The following is a 17,764-nucleotide window of genomic DNA, read 5'->3' as shown; positions in this document are numbered from 1 at the left end:
CGAAGCGCGGGTGCAGGTCTAGCCTGTTGGGAAAATTTTTATCGTGGTAGGAAACTAACGTCGGCGGACGGCGGGGCGGGGGTTCCCGGTTTGCATCCGGGCTGCGCGCTGAAACTGAACCGGTAGAAGCGCGCGCTGATCGCGAAGGTTCGCGCTCGGGCTGTGGGCGAGCAGGGCTCGCTCCTACGGGGAAATCGGGAGGGCTTTACTCGTTGCCGTAGTTCATCACCGACAACAGGCGGATCGGCACCTGCAGCAGCTTCTCCGGACCATGGGGCACGTCGCCGTCGAAGGTCAGGCTGTCCCCGGCCTGCATGTGGTAGAGCTGGTTGCCGTGGCGGTACACCAGTTCGCCTTCCAGCAGGTGGAGAAACTCCGTGCCGGGGTGGGCGAAGGTGGGGAACTCTTCGCTGGCGTCATCCATGCTCACCATGTAGGCCTCGAAGTTCTTCTTCGGTCCACGGGTGTGGTTGAGCAGGTGATAGGTGTGGCCCTTCTCGGTGCCGCGGCGGACCACTTCCAGGCCATCACCGGCCTTCACCAGGATGGCGTTGCCGTCGGGCTGGTCGTACTGGCTGAACAGCTTGGACATGGGCATGCCCAGCACGTCGCACAGACGGCTCAGGGTATCCAGGCTGGTGGACACCTGGGCGTTCTCGATCTTGCTCAACATGCCCTGGCTGATTCCGGCGATACGCGCCACGTCCGCCAGCTTCAGTTCCTGCGCCTGGCGCTGGCGCTTGATCTGCATGCCCAGGTACTGCTCCAGGCGGAGGCGGGGAGGGGTCTCAGTGGTCATGAGTGGCTGTCCTGCACGATTTCAGTTCAAGAAATTATTTTTCGCACTGAGAAAGTGCGACTCCGGGCGTCCCACTCCGGATGGGGACACGGGACTTTCCCACAGTGAAAAGGATTTTCCCATATAAACAGTAGCTCGGAGCTAAACCGAGTTCTTCCTCCCCGCGCATTTCAGATTGGCAAGCTGATTGCATTCCTGATGGGAAACTAAGTTTCCTGTATGGAATTCAATGAAAAAGCCTGACCGCCACCTGCTCATTCAGACGACCCGGACCACGGTGGCAGTCGTGCGCCGCCCTGTCTCTGATCGCCTGCCATCCAACGACCGCCTTGCCCTTTTCCAGGAGTGAAGACCCATGTTGCCAACTGAAACGCAGCGCATCATCGACCAGCACGGCATCAAGTACGTGCTGGCCCAGTTTGTCGATATCCACGGCGCCGCGAAGACCAAGTCCGTGCCGGTGTCTGGCCTCAAGACGGTGGCCGAGGATGGCGCCGGATTCGCCGGCTTCGCTATCTGCGGCATGGGTATGGAACCCCACGGTCCGGACTTCATGGCGCGTGGCGACCTCTCCACTCTGATCCCGGTACCGTGGCAGCCGGGCTACGGCCGGGTAGTGTGCATTGGCCATGTGGATGGCAAGCCCTGGCCGTACGACACCCGCTATGTGCTGCAACAACAGGTCCAGCGCCTGACCGACAAGGGCTGGACCCTGAACACCGGCCTGGAGCCGGAATTCAGCCTGTTCCGCCGCGGCGCCGACGGCAAGCTGCAACTGGTGGACGCCACCGACAACCTCGATAAGCCCTGCTACGACTACAAGGGCCTGTCGCGCTCCCGCGAATTCCTCGAACGCCTGACCGAAGCCCTGCAACCGGTGGGCTTCGACATCTATCAGATCGACCACGAGGACGCGAACGGCCAGTTCGAGATCAACTACACCTACAGCGACGCCATGGAATCGGCGGACCGCTTCACCTTCTTCCGCATGGCTGCCGGCGAGATCGCCAACGACATGGGCATGATCTGCTCCTTCATGCCCAAGCCCGATCCGAAGCGCGCCGGCAACGGCATGCATTTCCACCTGTCGATCGGCAGCGCCAGCAACAAGAACCTCTTCCACGACCCGAACGACCCCAGCGGCATGGGGCTCTCCAAGCTGGCCTACCACTTTGCCGCTGGTCTCCTGGCCCATGGTCCGGCCCTGTGCGCCTTTGCCGCCCCCACGGTGAACTCCTACAAGCGCCTGGTGGTGGGTCGCTCGCTGTCTGGCGCGACCTGGGCACCGGCCTTCATCGCCTTCGGCGCCAACAACCGCTCGGCCATGGTGCGCGTGCCCTACGGCCGCCTGGAGTTCCGCCTGCCGGATGCCGGCTGTAACCCCTATCTGGTCACCGCCGCGATCATTGCCGCGGGCCTCGACGGCATCGACCGCCAGCTGGAGCCGGACACCGTCTGTAACGAGAACCTCTACAACCTGAGCCTGGAGGAAATATCCGCGCGCGGCATCAAGACCCTGCCGCAATCGCTCAAGGAAGCCACCGACGCCCTGGAAGCCGACTCGCTGTTCCGCGAGGTACTCGGCCCCGAAATCGTCGACGAATTCATCAAGCAGAAGCGCATGGAGTGGGTGGAGTACAGCCGCCACGTCTCCGACTGGGAGATCCAGCGTTACACCGAATTCTTCTGAGAACCTTCGCCCATTTACCTGCCCCCGAGGAGATACGCCATGTGCGGAATCGTAGGCCTTTACCTGAAGAAGCCCGAGCTGGAAGGCCAGCTCGGCAAACTGTTCGAACCCATGCTCGAAGCCATGACCGACCGTGGTCCGGACAGCGCCGGCTTCGCCATCTACGGCGATGAAGTGGCCGACGGTTGGGTCAAGCTGACCCTGCAAGCATCGGCCCCCGACTATGGCTGGAAGCACCTGATGGGTGCCCTGGAAGGACGTCTCGGCTGCTCCCTGGAGTGGTTCAAGAACGCCAGCGCTGCCGTCCTCAAGGTCAACTGCGATGAAGAGCGCGCACGCGCCGCGCTCGCCGCACTTGCCCCCGACGTGCGCATCATGAGCGCCGGCCAGAGCATCGAAATTCTCAAGGGCATGGGCCTGCCGAAGGAGATCTCCGAGCGCTTCGGACTCGCGAACATGAAGGGCAGCCACATCATCGGCCATACCCGCATGGCTACCGAAAGCGCGGTGACCATGGAAGGCAGCCACCCGTTCTCCACTGGCGCCGACCTCTGCCTGGTGCACAACGGTTCGCTCTCCAACCACTCGCGCCTGCGCCAGGAACTCAAGCGCCAGGGCATTAACTTCGAAACCGAGAACGACACCGAAGTCGCGGCCGGCTACCTGACCTGGCGCCTGCAACAGGGGGACAGCCTGAAGGAAGCGCTGGATCACTCCCTGGAAGACCTCGATGGCTTCTTCACTTTTGCCATCGGTACCCGCAACGGCTTCGCGGTGATTCGCGACCCGATCGCCTGCAAGCCGGCGATCCTCGCCGAAACCGACGACTACGTCGCCATGGCCTCTGAGTACCAGGCGCTGGCCAGCCTGCCGGGCATCGACAACGCCAAGGTCTGGGAGCCCGAACCCGCCACCATGTATATCTGGGAACGCGCCTGAGGAGCTGAACTATGAAAACCGTTGATCTTTCCACTGCCTCGGTGCGTGAACTGAACCAGGCCCTGCACGGCGACGTGCAGGACCGCGAATGGGTGGTCACCCATCCGGACGGCAAGCACAACCTCGCCGTGGGCGTGAATCAGGCCGTGAGCATCGATATCCAGGGCCATGCCGGCTACTACTGTGCAGGCATGAACCAGAGGGCCAGCGTCACCGTGCACGGCAACGTCGGCGTCGGTGTGGCGGAGAACATGATGTCCGGCTCTGTACGGGTGAAGGGCAATGCCTCCCAGGCCGCCGGCGCCACCGCCCATGGTGGTCTGCTGGTGATCGAAGGTGATGCCGGCGCACGCTGCGGTATTTCCATGAAGGGCGTCGACATCGTCGTCGGCGGCAGCATCGGCCACATGAGCTGCTTCATGGCCCAGGCCGGGCGCCTGGTGGTGTGCGGCGATGCCGGCGACGCCCTGGGCGACTCGCTCTATGAAACCCGCATCTACGTGAAGGGCACGGTGAAGTCCCTGGGCTCGGACTGCATCCAGAAGGAAATGCGCGCCGAACACCTGGAGGAACTGAAGGAGCTGCTCAACCGCGCCGGCTTCAACGAAGACCCGGCCAGCTTCAGGCGCTACGGCTCGGCTCGCCAGCTGTACAACTTCAAAGTCGATAACGCATCCGCGTACTGATCCGCAGCGAGGACTACCCCATGAGCGAAAAACACACTCCGGTGCTGCGCGAATCCGCCACCTTCGATCGCCTGACCATCCAGGAAATCCAGCGCGCCGCCGAAACCGGCATCTATGACATCCGCGGTGGTGGCACCAAGCGCAAGCTGCCGCACTTCGACGACCTGCTGCTGCTCGGCGCTTCCGTGTCCCGCTACCCGCTGGAAGGCTATCGCGAGAAATGCGGCACCGACGTCGTGCTTGGCACCCGCTTCGCCAAGAAACCCATCCACCTGAAGATTCCGGTGACCATCGCCGGTATGAGCTTTGGCGCGCTGTCCGCCAACGCCAAGGAAGCGCTCGGCCGTGGCGCCAGCATCGCCGGCACCAGCACCACCACCGGCGACGGCGGCATGACCCCGGAAGAGCGCGGCCAGTCGCAGCACCTGGTGTACCAGTACCTGCCGTCGCGTTACGGCATGAACCCCGATGACCTGCGCAAGGCCGACGCCATCGAGATCGTCCTCGGCCAGGGCGCCAAGCCGGGCGGCGGCGGCATGCTGCTGGGCATGAAGGTGACCGAGCGCGTCGCCGGCATGCGTACCTTGCCCATTGGCGTCGACCAGCGCAGCGCCTGCCGTCATCCGGACTGGACCGGCCCGGACGACCTGGCGATCAAGATTGCCGAACTGCGAGAAATCACCGACTGGGAAAAACCCATCTACGTGAAGATCGGCGCCAGCCGCCCCTACTACGACGTCAAGCTGGCGGTGAAGGCCGGCGCCGACGTGATCGTCCTCGACGGCATGCAGGGCGGCACCGCCGCCACCCAGGAAGTGTTCATCGAGCACGTGGGCATCCCGATCCTCCCAGCCATTCCACAAGCCGTGCAGGCCCTGCAGGAGATGGGCATGCACCGGAAAGTGCAACTGATCGTCTCGGGTGGCATCCGCAACGGCGCCGACGTGGCCAAGGCCATGGCCCTGGGCGCCGACGCGGTGGCCATCGGCACCGCCGCCCTGGTGGCCCTCGGCGACAACCATCCGCGCCTGGATGACGAGCTGAAGAAGATCGGCTCGGCCGCCGGTTACTACGACGACTGGCAGAACGGCCGCGACCCGGCCGGCATCACCACCCAGGACCCGGAGCTGTCCAAGCGCCTGGACCCGGTGGAAGCCGGCCGCCGCCTGGCCAACTACCTGCGGGTGCTGGTGCTGGAAGCCCAGACCATGGCCCGCGCCTGCGGCAAATCCCACCTGCACAACCTCGACCCCGAGGACCTGGTGGCGCTGACCGTGGAAGCCGCCGCCATGGCCCGCGTGCCGCTGGCCGGCACCAGCTGGATTCCGGGGCAGGGCTACTGATCCGTTTGCTGTGGATAACCGAGAAGGCCGGCGAGAAATCGCCGGCCTTTTTCTTTTATCCGTAGGATGGGTAGAGCGAAGCGAAACCCATCATGGCCGTGCACTACGGTATGGGTTTCGCTTCGCTCTACCCGGCCTACTGCTCGGTGCATTCTTAATTGGCAGGAAAATCAAATTCGCACCAAGAAAATGCGTTGGGTGCTGTCGCGACAAACCGCGTTGATGCGGACCCTCCAACAAACCCAATCCGATTCAACGACTTAGCAGAATCCCAAGTGGCTTGCGCCAGCTTGGCAGGCCAATTGCTTTGCCTGTAGGGAAAATAAATTGCCCTGCAGGAAGTCGAAGGTGCGGGCCCGGCCTTCCCTTGCCAGGGCGTAAAACGGCGGGTCGCACTTCCGACAGCGGCCCAGCCGAATCCCCGTCGGTTGGAGGCAACAGGCAATGATCCGGTTTTCGCATGTGGGCCGCGGTATGTTGGGCCTTTCCCTTCTGTTGGGCAGTGTCGCCGCTCTGGCGGACGAGGCTGCACCGGTGATCGACAGCGGCGACACCGCCTTCGTGGCGCTCTGCTCGCTGGTGGTGCTGCTGATGACCCTGCCGGGCCTGGCGCTGTTCTACGGCGGCATGGCGCGGACCAAGAACGTGTTGTCGATCCTCATGCAGGTGTTCTGCACGGCCTCGTTGATGTCGGTGCTGTTCGCCATCTATGGCTACAGCCTGACCTTCACCGACGGCGGTTCCCTGCAAGCGGTGATCGGTGGCTTCGACAAGTTGTTCATGGCTGGCATCACCAAGGACTCGGTCGTCGGCACCATTCCTGAGTACCTCTATTTCCTGTTCATGTTGCTGTTCGCCGCCATCACCCCGGCGATCATCGTCGGTGCCTTTGCCGAGCGCATGAAGTTCGCTGCGGTCATGGTGTTCATGGCGGTCTGGCTGACCATCAACTACCTCCCCATGGCGCACATGGCCTGGGGCGGCGGCTGGGTCTTCAATCTCGGCGTGCAAGACTTCGCCGGCGGCAACGTGGTGCACCTGAACGTGGGCATCGCCGCCCTGGTGGGCGCCTGGCTGCTGGGCCGCCGCCGCGGCTTCGGCACCCCGGCGCTTGCGCCGCACAACATGACCATGACCCTCACCGGCGGTTCGCTGCTGTGGGTGGGCTGGCTGGGTTTCTGCGGCGGTTGCGCCCTTGCCGCCAACGGCTTCGCCATGCTGGTGATGGTCAACACCATGCTCGCCAGTTGCGCCGGTGCGCTGGCCTGGATGCTGGTGGAGTGGCAGCACCGTGGTCGCCCGAGCCTGTTCGGTGCAGTCTCCGGCGCCATTGCCGGCCTGGTGGCGATCACCCCGGCCTGTGGTTACGTCGGCCCCATGGGTGCCATCCTGCTCGGCCTGATCGCCGGTCCGGTGTGCGTATGGTCGGTGGAAAAGCTCAAGCCGATGATCGGCCTGGACGACGCCTTCGACGTATTTGGCGTGCATGGCGTTGCCGGCATCCTCGGCGGACTGCTGACACCGGTGTTCGCCCTCATTTCTCTCGGTGGCCAGGGCTTCCCCGAAGGCCGTGACCTTGCCGACCAGTTGATGGTCAATGGCGGCGCCATCCTCTTCAGCATTCTCTTCTCGGCCGCGACCAGCCTGATCGCCTTCAAGGTGGCTGCAGCACTGTGCGGTGGGCTGCGCGTGGCTGAAGAGGCCGAGGTGGATGGGCTGGACCTCTCCGCCCACGGTGAAGTTGGCTACAAGTATTCGAGCTGAGGACAGCGGCCATGAAACTCATTACCGCAATCATCAAACCCTTCCGCCTGGACGATGTGCGCGAGGCGCTGACCGAGGCCGGCGTCAACGGCGTCACCGTCACCGAGGTCAAGGGCTACGGCCGGCAGAAGGGCCATTCGGAGATCTACCGGGGCGCCGAGTACGTGGTGGAGCTGTTGCCCAAGGTCAAGCTGGAGGTTGTGGTTGGCGAAGCCCTGTGCCAAGCCGCCATCGACGCCATTCTCAAGGCGGCCTGCACGGGTAAGATCGGCGACGGCAAATTGTTCGTCATGGACCTGGAAAGCGTGGTGCGGATACGCACCGGGGAACTGGGCGAAGACGCTATTTGAATGATGTGAAGTACCTCGCGCCGACGCATTGCGTCGGCGCTTGTTTTGGGTCACGGAAAAGCAGGAGCGACAAGCGATGGCATGGTTGAACGGATGGGGATTCCTGCTGTTGGCAGGGTTCTGCGAGGTGTTGTATGCGTCGATCATCCCGCGCACGGAAGGCTTTACCCGGCTCTGGCCGAGCCTCTACTGCGGGTTCTTCCTGCTGCTCAGCATCTACCTGCTGAGTCTTTCGGTGCGCGTGCTACCCCTGGGCCTGGCATATGCCGTGTGGGTGGGCATCGGCACCCTCGGCACCGTGGCCTACGGCACCCTGTTTATGGGCGAGCAGTTGGGCGTGCTGAAGGGCCTGTGCCTGGCGATGATCATCGGTGGGATAGTCGGGCTGAAGCTGGTGAGCGAGGCGCAGGTGGCGTAGGACGGCGGGAATACGTGGTCCGTGCGTTACTTCGGGATCGATTTCGATACTTCTGGCGAGAGTCACCCCTCTCCCTTCAGGGAGAGGGGTCGGGGGAGAGGGCTATTTCAACTTCGGCAGCTTGTCGTCCGGCAGGTCGTAGCTGTGCTTCTCGTGGATGAAGGTGGCCGCCAGGGCGTAGAGGGTGACGGCGATCACCACGACTGTGACGGCGGCGAGCACGGTGGGGTTGTTGGCGAAGGTGAAGACGGCGCTGGCGCCTTCGTAGGTGCTGATGCTCATTCGAATGCTCCTGTTCTGAAGTCATGCGCCGCCGGGAGCGGCGCAGCGAAGGCCGTCAGGCCGGTTTGCTTTCCACCACCAGGGTGGCTTCCACGCTGCCGTTCGGCTTCACCGTCTCGCCGTAGATGGCGGTCCATTCCGGGTAGGCCTGGGCCGGGACTTCGGTGAGGTCGAGACCGCGTTCTTCCGCGTGGGCCGGGACCCGCAGCACGCCGGCCTTTTTCAGCGCATAGGAAATGAGGTAGCCGGGGATGAAGCCAAGGCTCGCCATCACCACGGCGCCACCCAGTTGGCCGAGGAAGCTGATCTCGGCCATGCCGTTGACGTTCGGGTAGCCGGCGAGGAACACGCCGCTGAGCACCAGGCCGGCGAAGCCACCGAAGCCGTGCACGGCGAAGGCGCCCACGGCGTCGTCCAGGCGCATTTTCAGCAGCAGGTTGTGCACCAGCGGCGCCACGGCCGCCACGCCCATGCCGATCAGGTAGGCCAGCCCGGGGTGGTAGAGGTCCAGGCCCGGTGCCACGGAGATGATGCCCACCAGGCCGCCGGACATCATCCAGAAGGGCTCGCGGGTGGTCAGGTAGGCGCCGATCAGGCCGCCGGCAAAGCCCATCAGGGTGTTGAAGGCGAACGCCGAGAGGGTGGTGGGGGCGCCGTAGATGTTGATCCACTGGGCGCCGGAGTTGTAGATGATGCAGCCGCCGAGGAAGCCGAAGAAGCCGACGATGATCAGCATCAGGCCCACCACGCTCATCGGCATGCTGTGGCCGACGATGGCGTTGGCGCTGCCGTCGGGGTTGAACCGGCCGATTCGCGCGCCGAGGTTGATCACCACCGCCAGGGCGAAGAAGCCGGCGATCATGTGCACCACGCCGGCGGCGCCGACGTCATGGTAGCCCCACTGCACGGTCAGCCAGCCTTCCGGGTGCCAGCCCCAGGCGGCGCCGAACAGCCAGAGCACCGAGCCGAGGAGAATGGTCATGACGATGAAGGCGCTCATCCGCGCCCGTTCGATGATGGCGCCGGAGAGGATCGAGCCGGTGGTGGCGGCGAACAGGGCAAAGGCGCCCCAGAAGATACCGGTGGCGTTGTCCTTGATGTTCGGGCCCATGGCCTGGCTCCAGGGCATGGCGTTCATCAGGGCGTCCATGCGCGGCACCAGGCCGTCGGGGAAGGCGTTGTAGATGGCCCAGCCGAAGAGGAAGAAGGTCGGCACGATGAAGCCGAAGGCGAGGATGTTTTTCACCCCGGCGGCCAAGGCGTTCTTAAGGCGCGAGGCGCCTATCTCGTAGGACAGGAAGCCGGCATGGATCAGGATCATCAGGGCGATGCACCACCAGTAGAAAATCTCCATGTTCAACGTGTTGGTCATCTCGATCAGGCCCTGCAACTCCTCCAGGGTCAGTGTCTTCTGTTCTTCCATCACTCAATCCTCGATACGAATTCGTTGGAGTAGCGTTGGTAGGCAGATCGAATCGAAAGCACGCCGTGGGGCTTCTTGTTTTTATTTCCATGCAAGAAAAGTGCGTCCTGAGAAAGGCAATCCCTGTGCCAGTCCATGGCATCGCGATCTCCGCCACGCAGGGTACCCACGGTGCCCCCTACTGGCTGGGAAATGCCCTGTTTGTAGTCATCCTCCCGGCACGGTGCCTGAAATTGGGTCGAAACCTCAGCGTTGTTGCTGCAGCATCGCCTGGATCTGCTGCACCGACTCCTGGGTTCGCCGTGCCAGGTTGCGCACCTCGTCGGCCACCACGGCGAAGCCCCGTCCCTGCTCGCCAGCGCGGGCTGCTTCGATGGCGGCGTTGAGGGCCAGCAGGTTGGTCTGCTCGGCGATGCCCCGAATCACCCCGGCCACCTGGGCGATCTGCCCGTAGGTGGTCTGGATGCTCGCTTGTTCCCTTTCATGCAGGCTGGCGGCGGTCTTCTCGTCGCTGATCTCGCGCACTGCGCCGGTGACGTAGAGCAGGCGGCCGCGATTGTCGCGCAGGCAGCGGCCCCGTTCGCGGAACCAGACTTCGCCACGGGTCTTGTGGCGCATGCGGTATTCGACGGCGTAGGACCCATCGCCGCTGCTATCCACCATCGAGGCGTTGAAGGTCTTCATGACGGCCTTCAGGTCTTCGGCATTGACCACGCCGAAGTAGCTGTCCCAGCCATCGGGAAACTCCGCGCGGCTGTATCCGATGAGCTCGCGGAACTGCTCGGACCAGCGGATCAGGTTCTGCGGGTGATCCGGGTCGCCGTTTACCACGTTCATCGCCCAGCAGCCCTCGGTCAGGGTGCGCTTGGTCAGCTCCCAGACCTCGCGCTCTTCATCCCATTTCAACTGTTCGGCCTGCAAGGTGGCGAGGCGCGCTTGCACGGCCTCCAGATCACCGCGTAGCTGCGCATTCTGCTTCTCTGACTGAGCCAGGCGGTGAGTCAGTTCGGCGAACTCTTCGCTGCTGCACGCTGGCGGAGCCTGGTGCTCGGCGTGTTCGCGGATGCGTTGCAGCTCATGCCAGTCCCGTTGCAGTTTCTCCAGTCTGCTGAGCAAGCGGGGCTGGCGTTGCAGGGGCGGGGGGGCACTGACCGCTCCGGGGGCGTTGGACAGTTGGTCGAGCCACTGACTGAGCTCGTTGGCCAGGTTGCTGGAGGCGTTGCTGAACCACATCGGCCGAATCTCCTTGTCTGGTGTAATGAACCTGTAGGAACGAGCGCTGCTCGCGAGCGAAGCTCGCCCCTGCAGTTGCTGCTTCTTCCCTAGCAAACTCCTCTCCAGTTCACGCATTAGCCACGCACGCGAGTCTTCTCCGGGTCATAGGCCACGGTGCCGCTGCCGACGATGGCGCGGATGCGTTTCTGCTGGCCATCCAGCTTCCCGATCTCCACCACCGTGCCAGGTTCGCAGTAGCTGATATCGAGCCGGCAGAGGGCGATGTTCTTGCCCAGCACGGGCGAGCGCGTGGCGCTGGTGATGACCCCGACTTGAGTGCGGCCGACGTTCACGCAATCGCCGTGGGCGGCCGGCTCATTGCCGTCCAGTTCCAGCCCCACCAGCTTCTGTCGCGGATGGGCGCTGCGGCGTAGCAGCGCTTCCTTGCCGATGAAGTCAGCCTGCTTGGTCTTCAGCGGTACGCAGAAGCCGATGCCGGCTTCGAAGGGATCGGTCTGGTCGCTGAACTCGTAGCCGGCGAAGATCAGCCCGGCCTCGATACGCAGCATGTCCAGCGCATGCAGGCCCAGCGCTACCAGGCCCAGCGGTTCCCCGAGCTGCCAGAGGCGCTGCCACACCTGCATGGCGTCACTCGGGTGACACCAGATTTCGTAGCCCAGCTCGCCGGTGTAGCCCGTGCGCGACACCATCAGCGGTGGGCCGTTGTAGTCGTCGAGGCGCCCAACGAGGAAGCGGAACCAGCCAAGGTCCGCAAGCGCGGGCTGGGTGCCGGGCGTCCAGATCATCTCCTTCAGCAGCGCGCGGGCGAGGGGACCTTGCACCGCGATGTTGTGGATCTGCTCCGACGCACTCTTGATCCACACCTTCATGCCCAGTTTGGCGGCTTGCTCGCGCAGCCAGTCGCCGGCGTAGTCCTCACCGCCGATCCAGCGGAAAGCGTCCGGCCCGAGGCGCAGCAGCGTGCCGTCGTCGAGCATGCCGCCGTGCTCGTAGCACATGGCGGAGTACACCACCTGGCCGACGGCGAGCTTGCGTACGTCGCGGGTCAGGCAGTAGTCGAGCAGGGCTTCGGCATCGGGGCCCAGCACATCGAACTTGCGCAGGGCGGACAGGTCCATCACCGCCACTTTCTCGCGGCAGCCGTGGTACTCCGAGAGGGCGCCGTAGCCGTCGAACTGGGTCGGCGTCCAGAAGCCGCGATAGTCGACGAACTGGCGGGTGAGGGCGGAGGTGCCGCGGTGGAAGCCGCTCTCGCGGGTCAGCACCGGGTCGGCGTCGGGCGTCTTGCGGTTGGCCATGGCGATACTGAAACGCTCCTGTTCGGAATACACGCGGATGTAGATGTCGGTGGGCTGCCAGCCATTGGCGGGGTCGATGTCGTCCGGGCAGGAACTGCTGGCGCAGACGAGGTCGGTCATGGCGCGCAGCAGCACGTAGTCGCCGGGGCGCGACCAAGGCTCATCGAGGGTCAGGTGCTGGTGTGCATCGATCCCGGTGTTGAAGAAGAAATTGATCGCCGGCCAGCCGGCGCGGCCTTGTACGCCGTGCTTCGCCACGGCACGACTGATGTTGTCGCTGCAGTTGGCGTGGCCGAAGTAGCCTTGGGATTCGTAGTAGCGCGCGGTGCAGGCGAGGGCGAAGGTGTCGTGGCGGCCGACGGTGTCGCGCACGACTTCCAGCATCGGCTGCAGGTTGCGATCGAAGAAGCGACTGTAGAGGCCGGGTCCGGGGTAGGCGTTACCGTTCAGGGTACGGGTGACGGTAGGATCGAGGTCGATCTCGCGGCCGGCGTCGAGGCCGCGACGGTCGAAGGCGACGAAGTCCGAGCACTGACGGCCGGCGACATCCAGCACCTGGATGTACTGACCGGCGCCCACAACGTAGTCCCGCGCGGTGCCGGGGGTGAGGGTGAACTCATCCACCAGTTCGCCCAGCGGTGTCGGTAGTGGCGGTGCCAGCACACGGCGCGGAGTGGCGCGGTGGATCACGAGGCGAAGTTCGCTGGCGCGGGATTGGCTGTCCACCGGCGTTTGTCCGCCGGGCGCGGCGACTATCACGAGTAGCGCTTCACTGGCGCTGAAGACGCGGCTGAAGCCGGCCGGTGTACCGGGTTGCCAGAGTCTTGCGGCCGTCGGCAGGTGACGGCAGTCGATACCACGCCGGACCAGCCCGGCGCTCACATGGGCGGCGTCCCGGCTGCCGTCGTGCAGCAGGTGGGCGATGAAGTCGGCGCCGGTGCTGGCGGCGAGGCCGAGGGCGGCGAGTGCCGCGTGGCCGTTGTCGGCGAAGGCCAGCAATTCAGCGGGCTGGTCGCCTTCGAGATCGATCACCTCCAGCCGGTCGCCCGGCTCCAGGGCCACGACCGTCAATCCGCCGGGGGCGATGCGGTGGCGTTCCACGCCAGGGGCTCGGGCAAACAGGGCCGGCTCCAGTGGCCGGGAAATCACGGGCAGGTTCATGGGCACGCTCCGCGCATGGCAAGGAAGCGGGGCAGCCAGGCTGCCCCAAGGAATGCTCAGAGGGCCGTTTTGAAGGCATCCGCCGGCTTGTCAGCGAGGTACGTCGCCAACGAGTCGTCCAGTGCTTCCAGCCAGGGCGTGTGGTGCGTGGTCGCCAGGGTGCCGGTGATCAGCGAGCGGTGGCTCTTGTCGCGGTAGCCCATGATGTTTTCGTACTTGTCCTTCTTCCATTGCAGAAAGGTCTTGTTCACCTCGGCAATGTCGAAGCTCGGGTAGTCGGTGGCGTCGATGAGCTGGCGGATGTACTCGCCCTGGAACTCGAACATCTGCTGGGCGGTTTCCAGGGTTTCCTCTTCCTGGCGCCAGGCCAGGTCCTCGGCGTGCATGGCGGCCTGGTCGGGCAGGGCGATGCGGCCGAGGATAACGTCGCGGGCGTACCAGGCCTGGGCGTCGAACATGTTGAAGCTGTACCACTGATCCTGCATGCCGAGGTACATCAGCCTGGGGTTCTGCTCCCAGAACACGCCCTTGTAGAGGTTCAGCGGCCAGAGACGGTTGCCGGTCTTCAAGCGCAGATCTTCCGGGAGGAAGGGGAAGTGATGCTTGTAGCCGGTGCAGAGAATGATGGCGTCGATGTGTTTGCTGCTGCCGTCGCAGAAGAAGGCGGTGCTGCCCTTTACATGGGTGAGCAGTGGCTTCTCCTCCCAGTTCTCCGGCCACTTGTAGCCCATCGGCGCGCTGCGGTAGCAACTGGTGATGGTGCGGGCGCCGTATTTGAAGCACTGCGAACCGATGTCTTCGGCGGAATAGCTGCCGCCGACGATGAGCACATCCTTGTCCTTGAATTCCAGCGCATCGCGGAAATCGTGGGCGTGCAGCACGCGGCCGGCGAAGCTTTCGAAGCCCTCGAAGTAGGGCACGTTGGGCGTGGAGAAGTGGCCGCTGGCGACTACCACGTAGTCGAAGGTTTCGCTGTAGGTCAGGTCCTTCTCGTAGCTGTGGGCGGTGACCTCGAAGGTGCCGCTGGCGGTGTCCCAGGTCACTCCTCGCACGGCGGTGTTGAAGCGGATGTAGGGGCGCACTCCGGCTTTTTCCACACGGCCCTTGATGTAGTCCCAAAGCACTTCGCGGGGCGGGTAGGAACCCATGGGGCGGCCGAAGTGTTCGTCGAAGCTGTAGTCGGCGAACTCCAGGCATTCCTTCGGCCCGTTGGACCAGAGGTAGCGATACATGCTGCCGTGCACCGGTTCGCCGTGCTCGTCCAGGCCGGTGCGCCACGTGTAGTTCCACATGCCACCCCAGTCCGCCTGCTTCTCGAAGCAGACCAATTCAGGGATCTCGGCGCCCTTGGCATGGGCGGACTGGAAAGCACGCAACTGGGCGAGGCCGCATGGGCCGGCGCCTATGATGGCGACTCGTTGTTTCATGCTGGGTTCTCCACGGAAGGTTGGGACGGGCCGGCAGCCGGGTGCTGGAGGCGCGCCGCGGCCAGGGTGTTCTTCATCAGGAAGGCGATGGTCATGGGGCCGACACCGCCGGGCACCGGGGTGATGGCGGCGGCGCGGGTGAGGGCGCTGTCGAAGTCGACGTCACCGACGAGCTTTGCGCGGCCGTCTTCCTCGATGCGGTTGATGCCGACATCGATGACCACGGCGCCGGGCTTCAGCCAGTCGGCGTCCACCAGGCGTGGACGGCCGACGGCGGCGACCACGATGTCGGCCTGGCGGCACAGCTCGCGCAGGTTGGCGCTTTTCGAATGCACCACGGTCACCGAGCAATGGGCCTTGAGCAGCAGGGCGGCCATCGGCTTGCCGACGATGTTGGAACGGCCGATCACCACCGCGTGCTTGCCGGACAGATCACCGCAGGTGTCCTGCAGCAGGCGCAGGCAGCCGGCCGGGGTGCAGGGGGTGAGCACCTCGCGTCCCTGACTGAGGCCACCGACGTTCTCGGCATGGAAGCCGTCGACGTCCTTCAGCGGGTCGATGGCCTGCAGCACGCGGGTTTCATCGATATGCGCCGGCAGCGGCAGTTGCACGAGGATGCCGTTGACGCCGCTGTCGGCGTTGAGGCTGCGGATAAGTGCCAGCAGGTCGGCTTCGGCGGTGCTTGCCGGCAACTTGTGTTCGAGGGAACGGATACCGCATTCCTCGGCCCGCAGCACCTTGTTGCGCACGTAGACCTGGCTGGCCGGGTCCTGGCCGACCAGCACCACGGCCAGAGCCGGAGCGAAGCCTTGGGACTTCATGGTCTGCACCTCGGCGCTGACTTCGGCCAGCACGCGGGTGGCGGCCGCCTTGCCGTCGATGAGCGTGGGAGACAGGGCGGCACTCATCGAAAGATCACCGTCTTGTCGCCGTTGAGGAAGACCCGGTGCTCCAGGTGGTACTTCAGCGCCTTGGAGAGCGCGACCGTCTCGGTGTCCCGGCCGATGGCGACCAGATCATCTGGCAGGTAGGCGTGATCCACGCGCTGCACTTCCTGCTCGATGATCGGGCCTTCGTCGAGGTCCGAGGTGACGTAGTGGGCGGTGGCGCCGATCAGCTTCACACCACGCTCGTAAGCCTGGTGGTAGGGCTTGGCCCCCTTGAAGCCGGGGAGGAACGAGTGGTGGATGTTGATGGCGCGGCCGGAGAGCTGCTTGCACAGGTCGTCGGAGAGGATCTGCATGTAGCGCGCGAGCACCACCAGTTCAGTGCCGGTTTCGTCGACTATCTGCATCAGCGCCGCTTCCTGCTGGGCCTTGGTGTCGCGGGTGACTGGCAGGTAGATGAAGCGGATGCCCTCGCGCTCGGCCATCGGACGCAGGTCCAGGTGGTTGGAGACGATGGCGGTGATCTGCATGTCCATCTCGCCTTTCTGGTGGCGATAGAGCAGGTCGGTCAGGCAGTGGTCGTACTTGCTCACCATCAGCAGTACGCGCATCGGGCGGTTGCCTTCGAACAATTCCCAGTCCATGTCGAAGGGGACGGCGATGTCTTCGAAGCCCTGGCGCAGGGTGTCGATGTCCGGTTTGCTGCCAGTGTTGAAGCGGAACACCGCGCGCATGAAGAAGCGCCCGGTGTACTCGTCGTCGAACTGGGCCAGTTCGCTCAGGTAGCACTGCCGCCCGGCCAGGTAGGTGGTGACGGCCGCGACGATGCCGGAGGTTGCCGGGCAACTGATTTTGAGGATGTAGTGATTCATCTCGGTGGCTCTCGTACAGGCAAGAAAAGGTGGCGTTCAGCCCTTGGCGGTGCGCTTCTTCTTCTCGGGGTCATCGAACGGCAGGGTGTGGGCGACGGCTTTCACGCTGAGGCTGCCGCGTACCTCCAGGGGCATGCCCTGTTCGGCGATCTGCGGCTCGACGCGGGCGATGGCCATGGAGCGCTCAGTCAGGCGCGAGTACATGGCGCAGGTGATCACGCCCACCTGGCGGCCGTCGTGCCAGAGGGTGTCGCCGTTCTGCGCAGCGATGTGACCGTCGAGCAGCACGCCGAAGATCTTGAAGCGTTCCTGGTCTTTGAGCCGGTAGTGCTCACCGGCGCCACGGAAGTCCTGTTTGCCGGGCGATACGGTGAAGTCCAGGCCCAGTTCCCACAGCGTGTCGCCGGCCTTCTGGTCGGCGAAGGGGTACATCTGCGAGTTGTCGTAGGGGAAAAACAGCAGGTAGCTCTCCACCCGTAGCCAATCCAGCGCGGTGAAGGCGCAGGGGATTATGCCGAGGCTCTTGCCCTTGGCCAGGATGCCGTCCCAGATGGCCGGCGCGTCGGCGGCCTTGCAGAAGATCTCGTAGCCGCGCTCGCCGGTGTAGCCGGTGCGGGAAATCATTACCGGGCGGTCGAACAGCTTGGTCTGCATGTGGTGGAAGTAGGGCAGGTCACGGATACCTGGTACCTGCTCGGCAAGGAAGTCCACGGCCTTCGGGCCTTGCAGGGACAGGTCGTGCAGGTCGTCGTCGAATAACACAGCAACCTGGCGGCCCTGGGCCGAGCGGATGAGCATCTCGTAGCCGGTGCCGGCGCCGTGCACCACCATGAAGGCGTTGGGCCCGGTGCGGTAGACGATGCAGTCGTCGATGAACTTGCCGTCTTCGTCGAGCATGCAGGCGTACACCGACTTGCCGGGGTAGAGCTTGCTGATGTCGCGGGTGGTGGCGAAGTCCAGCAGGCTTTCGGCGTGGGGGCCGACGTAATGCACCTTCTTCAGACCGGATACGTCCATCAGTCCGGCACGGGTGCGGATGGCTTCGTGGTGGTCGGCGAGATCGCTGGCGTAGGTCCAGGCGGTGCCCATGCCATTCCAGTCTTCCAGGTTCGAGCCAAGTGCCAGGTGGCGTTCGCGGAGCGCGCTGATGCGCCATGAATTAGCCATGGGAAAGTCCTCTTGTTGTCAG

The 17,764-nt window shown here is 64.3% G+C and carries 15 protein-coding genes and 1 pseudogene; 7 read left to right on the top strand and 9 right to left on the bottom strand.

Annotated elements, in window-relative coordinates; all coding sequences use genetic code 11:
• Positions 1-205: 205 nt before the first annotated feature.
• Positions 206-799, bottom strand: a complete 594-nt coding sequence (locus tag PJW05_RS19650) for a helix-turn-helix domain-containing protein (protein WP_271408641.1) — start codon at positions 797-799, stop codon at positions 206-208.
• 355 nt (positions 800-1,154) lie between these two features.
• Between PJW05_RS19650 and glnT the strand changes: the two genes are divergently transcribed.
• From glnT to PJW05_RS19615, 7 genes are all read left to right on the top strand, one after another.
• Positions 1,155-2,489: a type III glutamate--ammonia ligase gene (glnT, locus tag PJW05_RS19645; protein WP_271408640.1), complete on the top strand. Its 1,335-nt coding sequence runs from the start codon at positions 1,155-1,157 to the stop codon at positions 2,487-2,489.
• A gap of 39 nt (positions 2,490-2,528) precedes the next feature.
• On the top strand, positions 2,529-3,428 hold the full coding sequence (locus PJW05_RS19640; protein WP_271408639.1) for a class II glutamine amidotransferase: 900 nt from the start codon (positions 2,529-2,531) through the stop codon (positions 3,426-3,428).
• 11 nt (positions 3,429-3,439) lie between these two features.
• The gene (locus PJW05_RS19635) at positions 3,440-4,114 is read left to right on the top strand and encodes a protein glxC (RefSeq protein ID WP_271408638.1); all 675 of its coding nucleotides are present in this window, start codon (positions 3,440-3,442) and stop codon (positions 4,112-4,114) included.
• A 20-nt stretch (positions 4,115-4,134) separates the two neighbouring features.
• Positions 4,135-5,457 (top strand): FMN-binding glutamate synthase family protein, encoded by a 1,323-nt coding sequence (locus tag PJW05_RS19630; RefSeq protein ID WP_137822258.1) that lies wholly within the window; start codon positions 4,135-4,137, stop codon positions 5,455-5,457.
• 444 nt (positions 5,458-5,901) lie between these two features.
• Entirely contained in the window at positions 5,902-7,221 is a 1,320-nt protein-coding gene (locus PJW05_RS19625; protein ID WP_271408637.1) for an ammonium transporter, read from the top strand.
• An 11-nt stretch (positions 7,222-7,232) separates the two neighbouring features.
• Positions 7,233-7,571: a P-II family nitrogen regulator gene (locus PJW05_RS19620; RefSeq protein ID WP_271408636.1), complete on the top strand. Its 339-nt coding sequence runs from the start codon at positions 7,233-7,235 to the stop codon at positions 7,569-7,571.
• Positions 7,572-7,647: 76 nt separating this feature from the next.
• Positions 7,648-7,989 carry a DMT family transporter gene (locus PJW05_RS19615; protein ID WP_271408635.1) on the top strand — a complete coding sequence of 114 codons (342 nt, stop codon included), beginning with the start codon at positions 7,648-7,650 and terminating at the stop codon, positions 7,987-7,989.
• A gap of 102 nt (positions 7,990-8,091) precedes the next feature.
• Here the strand turns inward: PJW05_RS19615 and PJW05_RS19610 are convergent, their stop codons facing one another.
• From PJW05_RS19610 to PJW05_RS19570, 8 genes and pseudogenes are all read right to left on the bottom strand, one after another.
• Positions 8,092-8,271, bottom strand: a complete 180-nt coding sequence (locus PJW05_RS19610; RefSeq protein WP_271408634.1) for a hypothetical protein — start codon at positions 8,269-8,271, stop codon at positions 8,092-8,094.
• Positions 8,272-8,326: 55 nt separating this feature from the next.
• Complete coding sequence (locus PJW05_RS19605) at positions 8,327-9,694, bottom strand: ammonium transporter (protein WP_271408633.1); 1,368 nt, start codon at positions 9,692-9,694, stop codon at positions 8,327-8,329.
• 258 nt (positions 9,695-9,952) lie between these two features.
• Positions 9,953-10,531: pseudogene (locus PJW05_RS26860) on the bottom strand (methyl-accepting chemotaxis protein); the annotation flags it as partial.
• 512 nt (positions 10,532-11,043) lie between these two features.
• Complete coding sequence (locus PJW05_RS19590; protein ID WP_271408632.1) at positions 11,044-13,389, bottom strand: DUF1989 domain-containing protein; 2,346 nt, start codon at positions 13,387-13,389, stop codon at positions 11,044-11,046.
• Positions 13,390-13,445: 56 nt separating this feature from the next.
• Positions 13,446-14,816, bottom strand: coding sequence for an NAD(P)-binding domain-containing protein (locus tag PJW05_RS19585; protein ID WP_271408631.1), 1,371 nt, complete (start codon positions 14,814-14,816; stop codon positions 13,446-13,448).
• Positions 14,813-15,724: a bifunctional methylenetetrahydrofolate dehydrogenase/methenyltetrahydrofolate cyclohydrolase FolD gene (folD, locus tag PJW05_RS19580; RefSeq protein ID WP_271408630.1), complete on the bottom strand. Its 912-nt coding sequence runs from the start codon at positions 15,722-15,724 to the stop codon at positions 14,813-14,815. The genes PJW05_RS19585 and folD overlap by 4 nt, the downstream gene beginning before the upstream one ends.
• Complete coding sequence (purU, locus tag PJW05_RS19575) at positions 15,721-16,575, bottom strand: formyltetrahydrofolate deformylase (protein ID WP_271408629.1); 855 nt, start codon at positions 16,573-16,575, stop codon at positions 15,721-15,723. Before purU ends, folD begins: the two co-directional genes overlap by 4 nt.
• Before the next feature lie 36 nt (positions 16,576-16,611).
• A complete protein-coding gene (locus PJW05_RS19570) occupies positions 16,612-17,742 on the bottom strand; it encodes an aminomethyltransferase family protein (RefSeq protein WP_271408628.1) in 1,131 nt (376 codons plus the stop codon).
• Between the last annotated feature and the right edge of the window lie 22 nt (positions 17,743-17,764).

It is taken from the genome of Pseudomonas sp. Q1-7 (assembly GCF_028010285.1).
Lineage (GTDB): Bacteria > Pseudomonadota > Gammaproteobacteria > Pseudomonadales > Pseudomonadaceae > Metapseudomonas.
This window is presented reverse-complemented; position numbering and strand designations above follow the sequence as displayed.